Below are 11,274 nucleotides of genomic sequence, written 5' to 3'. Positions count from 1 at the left end.
TCCTGCCGCCCCAGCCAGCGTTTTCTTGTCACCTCCGTCGGTACTTGGCTGCTCCGCGGTGATGCCCGCTCGTAAATATGCCGGGAGCTGCCCGTGCCGACGGGTGCTACCGGTCGACCTGCGGCGTGCGCTTTTTGGCGAACACCGGGAAACTGCTCGCCTCTCCGTAGTCGATCTCGCTTCCGGCATTCTCAAGAATACTCATGTCGTCTTCTGACAAGGCGAAATCGATATCGGCATTGTCGCGAAGGTGGATGATGTTCGACGTCTTGGGGAGTGGCAAGAGACCAAGCTGGAGGCAATAGCGGATACAGACCTGCGCGATGGTGACACCATAGCGCTCAGCGATGTGCGCGAGCTTCTTGCTCTGCAGGGCTGCGCCATGCGCCACCGGAGAATAGGCCTCGAGCAAGATGTCGCGCGATTGGCAATGATCGATCAGGTCGAATGGAGTGTTGCCGACGTGGGCGAGGACCTGATTGACCATCGGCGCGACTGTGCCGGACTCGAACAGATTGTCCAGATCCACGGCCTCGAAATTCGACACGCCGATCGCGCGTAGTTTCCCGCTGGCATAGGCTTCCTCCAGCGCTCTCCACGCTTCTCGGTTGCCCTCGAAGAAGCGGTCGCCTTCACGAAATGTCGTCCATGGCTGTGGACTGTGGATGAGCATCAGGTCAATGTGATCGAGGCCAAGCGCCTTGAGCGAAGCGTCGATGCGGTCGCGCGCGTCGGCGAAGGTTTTGCATTCGGCGGCAAGTTTGGTGGTGACGAAAACACGGTCGCGATCCACACCACTTTCGCGCAGGCCCTGACCGACGCCACGTTCATTGTCATAGGCCTGAGCGGTGTCGACGTGGCGGTATCCCATCGCGATGGCGTCATGAACCACGCGACTCACCTCTTCGTCGGGGATCTGCCAGGTCCCCAGCCCGAGCTTGGGGATTTGTACGCCGTTGGCCAGGGTGAACGTTTCATCCAGGATCATGTTTGCCACCTGCGATTTATGATCGAGCCTGCTTCGATCGATGCCTGCCGCTCCGCCGGGCTGGTCGAAGCACCTGTCGACCATCGCGAAGAACATCGCCGCTGTGGATGCGGGATATCCCCTGCGCTGGTCGGCGTTCGGTCAGTCCGCGGCGTGCTCACCTGCTCTCGGCGAGGTCACCGACGATCAAGTGAGGGCAGGGCGGCGATGAAGTTTGTCAGTTCGCGTCTCCGGCCGATCTCGTCGGCAAACTCTCCGTTAACGCCAAGCAACCAGCGCAGCGATCGTGCCTCGGGCTTCTGGTGCAAGCGATCGAGCAGGGCGGCACGACCTTCAACATCGTCTTCGTGGTCGGCCAGACCGGCCTCGATCAGAGAGCTCGCTTGCCTGCGCAGTGCGATGGCGATTTCACGCAATGACAGTTCCGGATGGTATTGGACGCCCCAGAAAATGCCGCGGTCGTGGCGGATCTCCGCAGCCTGAACACGCGTCACATCGTTGCCGGCCAATAGCGTCGCGCCCTCGGGCAGTTGCTCAACCTCATCGGTGTGGACAGCGGGCGCGTCCCAAGTGGGCGCGCGACCACTCAGCAGAGGATGATCCTGCCCTTCCGCCGTACGGGTGATCCGGCGGGAGAGCCCGGCTTCCATTCGCTGGGGCATGGAACGGACGCTGCCGCCGGCAGCCGCGACAGCAACTTGGAGGCCGGCGCAGGAGCCGAAGGACGGCGCACCTGACGCAAAGACCGTGCGCATGAACTCCAACTGGCGTCGGACTGCTGGTGTGTCCTGATAAACATGGAGGGGAGATCCGGACAGGAATACAGCATCGTAGCGCTTCAGATCGGCCGGCCGAGAAGCGGTTGCTCCTTCGTCGGCGGGCTCGGCAATGTCGACCGAGCAGTCCGGCACAAGCTGGCGAAGAGTGGCGGCATAGGTCTCACCCGAGCTTTTTCCCGCATGGCGACGACGCGCCTCACGCTCTTCGGGGCTTTCACTTTGTGCGACAAGGAAGTGGCTCAAGGGGCGACCCAAATGGTTGAGCCGACATAACGCACGTGGCCGGTGAGTGGGCCGAGCACTCGCGATGTTTTCTGGCGGCCGGGTTCACCAGCCGCCAGCCAACATTATTCAGCGATAACGGCGATCATAATAATAGTTGGGACGGCCGTAATAGCCACGCGCCCGCTCTGCCCGATAATGGCGAGAGGCACGCGGATCGCGGTAGCCGCGGTACGCACGATAGCCGCGCGGGTCGCGATATCCGCGGTAGCCCCGATGACCATAGTGGCGGCGCGGGTTCTTATAGCGACGCCGATCTTCGCGGTAATGCCGGTATCCGCGGTCGCCGCCGCGGTATGACTGGGCCTGCGCCTCTGTGGTGGTCACGACGCTCACACCAACACCGGTGAACGTCATCGCGAGGGCAGCAAAGAGCCCCGTGAGCTTGTTACGCATCTACACGTCTCCTGGCGCTTAAGGCGCCTGTTGAAGCAACGGCCATCGAGAGGCCATCGTTCCGATCAGGATGACAGTAGCTTTCGGTAGAAGGATGCGACGATGCGGCGAGCGGGCCGCATCAAGCCGGTCTGGCGCAGTCCACGCCGCGGCTCTTAACGGCCACAAACTAACGAGATATTGGAAATTAAATGGTCGGGGAAAGAGGATTCGAACCTCCGGCCCCTGCGTCCCGAACACAGTGCTCTACCAGGCTGAGCTATTCCCCGACCAGGGTGCCAACCGGCAGGTGCCGGTGACAGGCGGCGGCTTATATCAGCGAATTTTCACGTAGCAAGAGGCTAATCGTGATGGTCCGAGCGGGCGGATTTTTGCCCGCTCGGACCCGATGTTACTGGGCGCGTGGCGCCGCTGCTGAGGCGCTCGCGGGCAGGCCGCCGAGCTGCGAAACAAGCTTGGTATAGGCGTCCAGGTAGCTCAGCACGATGATCTGGCCGATCGCGGTATCCTGATAGCCGCCGCCCGCCGCCCCGCCGAAGGTGCCGCCCGAGAACAGGCCACCGCCCGCACCAAAGCTGACGTCGGACTTGCGGGCGTATCCCTCAGTCATCGCCTCTTCCTCGGTGGTGCGGGCGTTGACCAGGCTCAGCGTGGTCTTCGCCTCACCCTTCTTGACGTTGATCCCGCCGGCGATCGCGCCGATCGCGCGGCCTGCGCCGCCGAACAACCCGCCTACACCGCCGATGACACCGCCGAGGCCGTTACCGCCAGAGTTGCGGTTGGCAGTGACGATGTCCGGCTGAAGGAAGTAATCGGCCGCACGGACCTGACCCTTGCCGAGATTCGAATTCGCCTGAAGTTCTCCCGAATCGGCCATGGCGCGTTCCATGTTGCGGCTGACCATCGCGCGGCCGCGGTTCACCATGGTGAAGCAGCCGGATTTCTGGACGAAGATCTTGATGATCGTTTCGGGGCTGCCGAGGTTGAATTCGCGCCACCATTGATTGTCAGGTTCGACGATTGCGAGGGTGCCCAAGCGTTTGGTGCACACCGGAATTTGCGCTTCGCCTTGTTGCTGCGCCTGGTGTGCGGATGAGCCCCTGTTCTGCGACAGTGCAGGCGTGGCGAAGAGTAGCGCCGCGATTGATGCGGCGGCGAGCGTGATGCGCATGGTTCCCCCCCCTGTATTCACTCGCGTCAATCTGTTGCGACCGAGTGTTGATGTGTTGTTGATCCCTGAGCCCGCCGGATAGCATTGGCGCAACTCTACTGCCAGCGGGCGGTGACGGTTTCGCGTCGGTTTCCGCGTGCGCCAGCGCTGCGGCGGGGATGGGGTGCGGGATGCTTTGGCAATGGGCGTGGGAGGTGCTAACGGCCGCGGCACTCACTCAAGCTGGCAGAATTTCGTGGCGACCGAGCTTTCCAAGATCCGTAACTTCTCGATCATTGCCCATATCGACCATGGCAAGTCGACGCTGGCCGACCGGCTGATCCAACGTACCGGCGGGCTGACCGAGCGCGAGATGTCCGCGCAAGTCCTTGATAACATGGACATTGAGAAGGAGCGCGGGATCACCATCAAGGCGCAGACGGTGCGCCTGGAGTGGAAGGGCCATGTCCTGAACCTCATGGACACGCCGGGCCACGTCGATTTCGCCTACGAAGTGTCGCGCAGCCTGGCGGCGTGCGAAGGCGCGCTGCTGGTCGTCGACGCGGCGCAGGGCGTCGAGGCGCAGACGCTGGCCAACGTGTACCAATCAATCGAGCATGACCATGAGATCGTGCCCGTCATCAACAAGATCGATCTGCCCGCGGCCGAACCGGAAAAGGTGCGCAAGGAGATCGAGGACGTCATCGGGCTGGACGCCAGCGGCGCGGTGCTGGCCAGCGCCAAGTCCGGCATCGGCATCGAGGAGATCCTGGACGCGATCGTCGAGCGGATCCCGGCGCCGAAGGGCGACGCCACCGCGCCGCTGAAGGCGATGCTGGTCGACAGCTGGTACGACCCGTATCTGGGCGTCGTCATCCTGGTGCGGGTGATCGACGGCGTGCTGAAGAAGGGCCAGCAGGTCACGTTCATGCAGGCCGGCACGCAGCATCTGGTGGACCGCGTGGGATGTTTCCGCCCCAAGATCGAGCAGCTGGCGGACCTGGGGCCGGGCGAAATCGGTTTCATCACCGCGCAGATCAAGGACGTGGCGCAGGCGCGCGTCGGCGACACGCTGACCGATACCAAGCGGCCCGCGGCACAGGCGCTGCCGGGCTTCAAGGAAGTGCAGCCGGTGGTGTTCTGCGGGCTGTTCCCGGTCGACGCCAACGACTTCGAGAAACTGCGCGAATCGATCAGCAAGCTGCGGCTGAACGACGCATCGTTCAGTTTCGAGATGGAGACGAGCGCGGCGCTGGGATTCGGCTTTCGCTGCGGCTTCCTGGGGCTGCTCCACCTGGAGATCATCCAGGAGCGGCTGACGCGCGAATACGACCTGGACCTGATCACGACCGCGCCGAGCGTGGTGTACGAGATCGAGCTGACGCACGACGGCGGCATGATCGAGCTGCACAACCCGGCCGACATGCCCGATCCCAACAAGATTGCGATGATCAGCGAGCCGTGGATCGAGGCGACGATCTACGTCCCCGACGAATATCTCGGCAGCATCCTGAAGCTGTGCCAGGACCGCCGCGGCATCCAGAAGAACCTGACGTATGTCGGCGGGCGCGCGCAGGTGACGTACGAACTGCCGCTCAACGAAGTGGTGTTCGATTTCTATGACCGGCTGAAGAGCATCAGCCGCGGCTATGCCAGCTTCGACTATCACCAGATCGGCTATCGCGAGGGCGACCTGGTCAAGATGAGCATCCTGGTCAACAACGAGCCGGTCGATGCGCTGAGCATGATCGTCCACCGCGGCACCGCGGAGACGCGCGGGCGCGGCATGTGCGAGCGGCTGAAGGACCTGATCCCGCGCCACATGTTCAAGATCCCGATCCAGGCGGCGATCGGCGGCAAGGTGATCGCGCGCGAGACGATCGCGGCGCTGCGCAAGGACGTGACCGCGAAATGCTATGGCGGCGACGCGACGCGCAAGCGCAAGCTGCTGGAGAAGCAGAAGGAAGGCAAGAAGCGCATGCGGGAATATGGCTCAGTGAGCATCCCGCAGGAGGCGTTCATCGCGGCGTTGAGGATGGGCGACGACGCCTGAGGCTAGGGAGGCGATTGCGCCAGCAATCGCCGAGCTAGCGAAGATCAGCGGCGCGCCCGGCCGACGACCGCCCGGGTTCACCGGGCGTGTCGATCGACGACGCGGCTTTGCCGCGGCGCGGGGCGGATTGATCCAGAGTCGGCTCACCTCGTTGCATTTCGCCATCGAAGGCGTACGTTTGTCGGGTGAACGAGCTTTCGCCCATCGTGTCCGAGTTCGACAGCGAGGAAGCGGCCGAGGCCTATGATGCCTGGTTTCGCGCGAAGGTTGCTGCGTCGTTGGCGGATGATCAACCGGTCATCGCGCATGATGATGCGATGGCGCAGGTCCGCGCGATTATTGACCGGCACGATCGTGGGGCACAGGGCGCTTGAGGCTGGTCTGGCGCGGTACCGCGCTGAACGATCTCAAGGCCATCATCTCCTATATCGCTGAGCGCAACGTGGCGGCGGCGCGGCGTTTGCAGGACGACATCGAGGCATGTGCCGAACGCTTGCCTGACCACCCTTTTATGTATCGGCGCGGGCGCGTGGCTGGAACACGCGAGGCTGTCGTGCACCCCAACTATATTCTCGTGTATCACGTTGGAGAGGACGTGATTGAGATCGTCAACGTGATGCACAGTCGAAGGCTGTATCCGTAATTCTTTGTAAGGGCGGCGATCGGCGGCAAGGTGATCGCGCGCGAGACGATCGCGGCGCCGCGCAAGGACGTGACCGCGAAATGCTATGGCGGCGACGCGACGCGCAAGCTGCTGGAGAAGCAGAAGGAAGGCAAGAAGCGCACGCCGGAGTATGGCTCGGTGAGCATCCGGCAGGAACCGTTCATCGCAGCGTTTCGGATGGGCGACGACGCCTGAGGGTAGGGAGGCGATTGCGCAGCAATCGCCGAGCTAGGCGAGGACTAGCGTCGCGCCCGGCCGACGACCGCCCGGGCTCACCGGGGGTACCGATGGATGGCGCGGCTTTGCCGCGGCGGGATAGCTATGCCTCATTCCGGCCAATGCAGACTTATTTGTCCCTTCCCCAAAGCAGCCATGCCCGCCCGCGCAGCGGGAGCCCATCTGCTACTTTGGCGAGACATCGGCACGATTGTGCGGCACATTGCCGAAATGCGCTCCCGTTTACCCCAAGGCACCATAGTAAGGGCGATGAACCCAATTGGTACTTACTGGCGCGAATCTGTGCTGACGGATGGGGCGGCTTACGTCGTTAAACCGGATCTCATTTTTACAGCGGTTCACTTCAAGGTGAGTGAGGCCGATTACTATTCGGAATTTGAAGAGCCTCTGCCCGAAGAGATCGCTCTTCTCGCTGCTCTAGAGCTCTCGGTTGGCTGGGACCGCGGAAGGCTTACGCAGTATCCTGCATACAACTCTGTGCGCGATGAGAGAAAGACGGATTTGCGGGCAGCGCCAGAGCTGGACCGCTTGGAATTGCTCTTGAGAGACGCCTTGCGCACAGACAAGCCGACGCCAAACACCCCTCCTGATCCGCCAGGACGCTACCAGTACTTTCACTGGCCCAATCCCACCACGATCCAGACAGAAATTCTAAGCAACATCGACCCTTCCGATGACTTACTCATAAGGCGACTGGGAACTTGGCTGAAAGCGGGGATGCTGAGTCTCCACCCGATGTTCTCAGAGGAGGCAAACTACCCGCTTTGGATATCTTTGGATGCGTCTCTCAACTTGGTGCTGGAGCACCTTGAGAGCGAAGGAACTAAGAACCCATCTACCAAGGACGCTCAAGAGTTTATTCATCGCGCGTTTGGTGAGGAGTCGTCCGGTTTGCGCTACTTCGAAGATTATTACGAGGATCGTATTCGTACGATGCATCCCAAAAATCGATTCGGAGTCACGCCCGTCGCACCGATAAAGCATTGCGACTTCTACTGCCTCCACATGGAGCTTCGCGAAGTATATCGCTACTTCCTATTAGGCGAAGTCCTGGATCCACAAATCGATCATGACACTCAAGAATTTTGGGAGCGATTTCGAGCTGAAGCCGTGGGAAGCTAAAACGCGAAAGCCGGCGTGATCTCGCCTGCATCCGAATTTGGCGCCAGCGATGCAGCTTCCATTAACCAGGCTACCCAGCACTAGCACTCTGATCTCGGTACCTCCACCCGCCGCGGCACAGCCGCGTCGTCGAGCGACACGCCCGGCACCGCCGAGCGGACGCCGCCCGAGGCCGCTACCGCGACGCGCGCAAAGCCCCGCTCACCGCCCCGAAGCGGCCTTAAACGCCGCCCAAGTCTCCTCGGTCGCGCTCGCCTCCCACACCGCCAGCGACGCCGCGATCCGCCGCTGCGCCTCGGCCCGCGCATGCTGGCGCTCCTTCGCCGTGTCCCCCTGATAGCTCATGTTCGTGTGCGGCAGGAATTCGCGCAGGTCGATCGGCGGGCGGGGTGGCTCGCCGGCGGCTTCCCAGATCTCGCGGCGCATCTTGTCGAGGATCGGGGTGAGCGGGCCGCAGTTGATCTGGCGGTCATACATATCCTCGCCGCCGTTTTCGATGGTGTGCATGTCGATGAGGTCCATGCGGTGGCCGCAGCCTTCGAGGATCAGCTCGAAGAAGTTGAGCTGGCGCAGGTAGAAATCGGCGGCGGCCCAATCGCCGGCGAGGCGCTCACGCCGCTCGGCCTGCACCTTGATCTGATAGGTGCGCATGAGGTGGGCGAGGAATTCCTCGTTGCTTTGCTTGGCGGCCTCCGCCTCGGCGAAGGCGCGGCGGGCGGCGGTTTCCTCGCGCTCGCGGCAGACGGGGCATTGCTTGGCTGCCTCGCGCGCGATCGTCTCGGGATGCTTCGTGCCGGGGGCGAGCGCGCGCTGCCCGGCCGCGGCGGCGCCGTAGCGATCGGGCTGGTGGTGCTTCAGCATGAACATCAGCAGGCGATCATTGTACCAGCGGCGCTCGCCGACCTGCTCGCCCTTGTGGAAGACGGGGATGGGGACGCCCTCCACCGCGCGCTCCATGGCGATGTCGGTGAGGCGCTGCACGCCGCTGGCGAGCGCGGCCTCCCATGCGGCGCGGAAGCTGTCGGCGCCCGGCTGTCGCCGCATGTGATAGGCGCCCTCCGTCGTCTTGCCGATGCGGCGGGCGGCGGCCTTTACCGATCCGGTTTCGGCGAGCGCGTGGATGAAGCCGCGCTGCCGCTCCGCCGTCCAGCCATCGTGGCGGTAGCGGCGGGGGACGGGGGTGAAGGCGAGCGGGTCGGCGGGTGCGCGCTCTGGTTCGGGCGGGGGAAGGGCTGGCTGCATGTTGCGGAACGTAGCGCGAACATGCAGCCGTAGGACAGAGGGGGCCTGGGAGCGGGAGGGCCGGTCAGCCCTCCAGCGATACCTCCGCGCCCATCAGCTTCGGGAAGAAGCCCTCATGTGCCGCGCGCAGCGTGTCGAGCGTGACGACATCGTCGCGGTCGGGCCGCTCGAAGATCAGGCGCTTGCCGCCGGTGCGGCCCATCGGCTCCGCCTCGACGCCGGCCTCAAGCGCGGCCTGGAGGAAATCGGCCAGCGCGTGATCGTGGACGGTGACGATGTAGACGCCCTGATCCTCTCCGAAGAAGGAATGCGCGCAGTCGAACGGCTGCTTGCGATCGATGATCGCGCCGATGTTGCCGGCGAGCGCCATTTCGGCGAGCGTGACGGCGACGCCGCCATCGGAGACGTCGTGGACGGCGGAGAGCTGACCCAGGTCAATCGCGTGGCGGATGAGATCGCCGGTGGCCTTCTCCTGCGCCAGATCGACGCGGGGCGGGGGGCCTTCCTCGCGGCCATGGACTTCGCGCAGCCAGAGCGACTGGCCAAGATCGCCGCGGCGGGTGCCGACCGCGAGGATGACGTCGCCCGCGCCCTTGAAGGCGATGGTCGCGCTCTTCGTCCAGTCCGCCATCAGGCCGACGCCCCCGATCGCGGGGGTGGGGAGGATCGCCGAACCGCCGCCGGTCGCCTTCGATTCATTGTAGAGCGAGACGTTGCCGGAGACGATCGGATAGTCGAGCGCGCGGCACGCCTGCGCCATGCCATCGAGGCAGCCGACGATCTGGCCCATGATCTCCGGGCGCTGCGGGTTGGCGAAATTGAGGCAGTTGGTGATCGCAAGCGGCTTGGCGCCGACCGCGGTCAGGTTGCGCCAAGTTTCGGCGACCGCCTGCTTCCCGCCCTCAACCGGATCGGCGTAGCAATAGCGCGGGGTGCAATCGGTGGTGATCGCCAGCGCCTTGTCGGTGCCATGGACGCGCACCACCGCGGCATCGCCGCCCGGGCGCTGCACCGTGTCGGCGCCGACCATGTGGTCGTACTGCTCCCAGATCCAGCGGCGCGACGCGATATCGGGCGAGCCCATCAGCGTGACGAGATCGGCAGCGATGTCCTTGCACTCCGGCACGTTGACCAGCGCCTTGGCGGGCGGGGTGGGGACGTGCGGGCGATCGTAGAGCGGGGCATCATCGGCGAGCGGGGCGAGCGGGATGTCGCAGACGGTGTCGCCCTTCCACTTCAGCACCATGCGGCCGGTGTCGGTGACATGGCCGATGACGGCGAAGTCGAGTTCCCACTTGCGGAAGATCGCCTCGGCAAAGGCCTCGCGGCCCGGCTTCAGCACCATCAGCATGCGCTCCTGCGATTCGGAGAGCATCATCTCGTACGGCGTCATGCCCTCTTCACGCTGCGGCACGTCGTCCATGATCAGTTCGATGCCGACGCCGCCCTTGGACGCCATCTCGACGCTGGAGGAGGTGAGGCCGGCGGCGCCCATGTCCTGGATCGCGACGATCGCGTCGGAGGCCATCAGTTCGAGGCAGGCCTCGATCAGCAGCTTTTCGGTGAAAGGATCGCCGACCTGCACCGTCGGGCGCTTTTCCTCGGCATCCTCGCCGAAGTCGGCCGAGGCCATGGTGGCGCCGTGGATGCCATCGCGGCCGGTCTTCGAGCCGACATAGACGATCGGATTGCCGATGCCGCTGGCGGCCGAATAGAAGATCTTGTCCTGATCGGCGACGCCGACCGTCATCGCGTTGACGAGGATGTTCCCATCATAGGCCGGGTGGAAGTTCACCTCGCCGCCTACGGTCGGCACGCCGACGCAATTGCCATAGCCGCCGATGCCATGGACCACGCCCGAGATCAGGTGGCGCATCTTGGGATGATCGGGGCGGCCGAAGCGAAGCGCGTTCATGTTCGCGATCGGGCGCGCGCCCATCGTGAACACGTCGCGAAGGATGCCGCCGACGCCGGTCGCCGCGCCCTGATACGGCTCGATGTACGAGGGGTGGTTGTGCGATTCCATCTTGAAGATGGCGGCCTGAGGTTTTCCGTCAGGTCCTGGGCCGATGTCGATCACGCCGGCATTCTCGCCGGGGCCGCAGATGACCCAGGGCGCCTCCGTCGGCAGCTTTTTCAGATGGATTCGCGACGACTTGTAGGAGCAATGCTCCGACCACATCACCGAGAAGATGCCGAGTTCCACCAGGTTCGGCTCACGGCCGAGCGCGTGGAGGACGCAGTCATATTCCTCAGGGCTGAGGCCGTGCTGGGCAACGACGTCGGCGGTGATCTGGGTGGCATTGCTGGCGGTCATGCGCGCGCGATAGCGGCCACGGCCGCCGGTGTCACCCGCTGTGC

The 11,274-nt window shown here is 63.9% G+C and carries 10 protein-coding genes, 1 tRNA gene and 1 pseudogene; 5 read left to right on the top strand and 7 right to left on the bottom strand.

Going from position 1 to position 11,274, the window contains the following annotated elements; translation table 11 throughout:
• Positions 1-106 precede the first annotated feature (106 nt).
• From K0S66_RS11425 to K0S66_RS11405, 5 genes are all read right to left on the bottom strand, one after another.
• Positions 107-1,084 carry an aldo/keto reductase gene (locus tag K0S66_RS11425; RefSeq protein ID WP_301075523.1) on the bottom strand — a complete coding sequence of 326 codons (978 nt, stop codon included), beginning with the start codon at positions 1,082-1,084 and terminating at the stop codon, positions 107-109.
• An 80-nt stretch (positions 1,085-1,164) separates the two neighbouring features.
• Entirely contained in the window at positions 1,165-2,010 is an 846-nt protein-coding gene (locus tag K0S66_RS11420; protein WP_301075522.1) for a type 1 glutamine amidotransferase, read from the bottom strand.
• Between the two features lie 108 nt (positions 2,011-2,118).
• A complete protein-coding gene (locus K0S66_RS11415) occupies positions 2,119-2,445 on the bottom strand; it encodes a hypothetical protein (protein ID WP_301075520.1) in 327 nt (108 codons plus the stop codon).
• Between the two features lie 192 nt (positions 2,446-2,637).
• Positions 2,638-2,714: transfer RNA gene (locus K0S66_RS11410), tRNA-Pro, on the bottom strand.
• 122 nt (positions 2,715-2,836) lie between these two features.
• Positions 2,837-3,616, bottom strand: coding sequence for a CsgG/HfaB family protein (locus K0S66_RS11405; protein WP_301075519.1), 780 nt, complete (start codon positions 3,614-3,616; stop codon positions 2,837-2,839).
• A 235-nt stretch (positions 3,617-3,851) separates the two neighbouring features.
• Between K0S66_RS11405 and lepA the strand changes: the two genes are divergently transcribed.
• The 5 genes and pseudogenes from lepA to K0S66_RS11380 all read left to right on the top strand — a co-directional run bounded on the left by lepA (position 3,852) and on the right by K0S66_RS11380 (position 7,671).
• Positions 3,852-5,648: a translation elongation factor 4 gene (lepA, locus tag K0S66_RS11400; protein ID WP_301075518.1), complete on the top strand. Its 1,797-nt coding sequence runs from the start codon at positions 3,852-3,854 to the stop codon at positions 5,646-5,648.
• 185 nt (positions 5,649-5,833) lie between these two features.
• Positions 5,834-6,022, top strand: coding sequence for a stability determinant (locus K0S66_RS11395; RefSeq protein ID WP_301075517.1), 189 nt, complete (start codon positions 5,834-5,836; stop codon positions 6,020-6,022).
• Positions 6,019-6,291: a type II toxin-antitoxin system RelE/ParE family toxin gene (locus K0S66_RS11390; protein WP_301075516.1), complete on the top strand. Its 273-nt coding sequence runs from the start codon at positions 6,019-6,021 to the stop codon at positions 6,289-6,291. The genes K0S66_RS11395 and K0S66_RS11390 overlap by 4 nt, the downstream gene beginning before the upstream one ends.
• A gap of 6 nt (positions 6,292-6,297) precedes the next feature.
• Positions 6,298-6,507: pseudogene (locus tag K0S66_RS11385) on the top strand (elongation factor 4); the annotation flags it as partial.
• 291 nt (positions 6,508-6,798) lie between these two features.
• Complete coding sequence (locus K0S66_RS11380) at positions 6,799-7,671, top strand: hypothetical protein (protein WP_301075515.1); 873 nt, start codon at positions 6,799-6,801, stop codon at positions 7,669-7,671.
• Between the two features lie 201 nt (positions 7,672-7,872).
• Here K0S66_RS11380 and K0S66_RS11375 read toward each other — a convergent pair whose 3' ends face one another.
• A complete protein-coding gene (locus K0S66_RS11375) occupies positions 7,873-8,913 on the bottom strand; it encodes a hypothetical protein (RefSeq protein ID WP_301075514.1) in 1,041 nt (346 codons plus the stop codon).
• Between the two features lie 64 nt (positions 8,914-8,977).
• Positions 8,978-11,230, bottom strand: coding sequence for a phosphoribosylformylglycinamidine synthase subunit PurL (gene purL, locus K0S66_RS11370; protein WP_301075513.1), 2,253 nt, complete (start codon positions 11,228-11,230; stop codon positions 8,978-8,980).
• Positions 11,231-11,274: the final 44 nt, after the last annotated feature.

The organism is Sphingomonas sp. (genome assembly GCF_029239295.1).
Taxonomy (GTDB): domain Bacteria; phylum Pseudomonadota; class Alphaproteobacteria; order Sphingomonadales; family Sphingomonadaceae; genus Sphingomonas.
The sequence above is the reverse complement of the archived record's forward strand: the minus strand, read 5'-3'. Positions and strand labels throughout refer to the sequence as shown.

Coding starts and splice junctions, on each gene's coding strand:
- purL (WP_301075513.1), bottom strand. CDS start 11,230: ATGACCGCCAGCAATGCCACCCAGATCACCGCCGACGTCGTTGCCCAG.
- K0S66_RS11380 (WP_301075515.1), top strand. CDS start 6,799: ATGAACCCAATTGGTACTTACTGGCGCGAATCTGTGCTGACGGATGGG.
- K0S66_RS11375 (WP_301075514.1), bottom strand. CDS start 8,913: ATGCAGCCAGCCCTTCCCCCGCCCGAACCAGAGCGCGCACCCGCCGAC.
- K0S66_RS11425 (WP_301075523.1), bottom strand. CDS start 1,084: ATGTTCTTCGCGATGGTCGACAGGTGCTTCGACCAGCCCGGCGGAGCG.
- K0S66_RS11405 (WP_301075519.1), bottom strand. CDS start 3,616: ATGCGCATCACGCTCGCCGCCGCATCAATCGCGGCGCTACTCTTCGCC.
- K0S66_RS11415 (WP_301075520.1), bottom strand. CDS start 2,445: ATGCGTAACAAGCTCACGGGGCTCTTTGCTGCCCTCGCGATGACGTTC.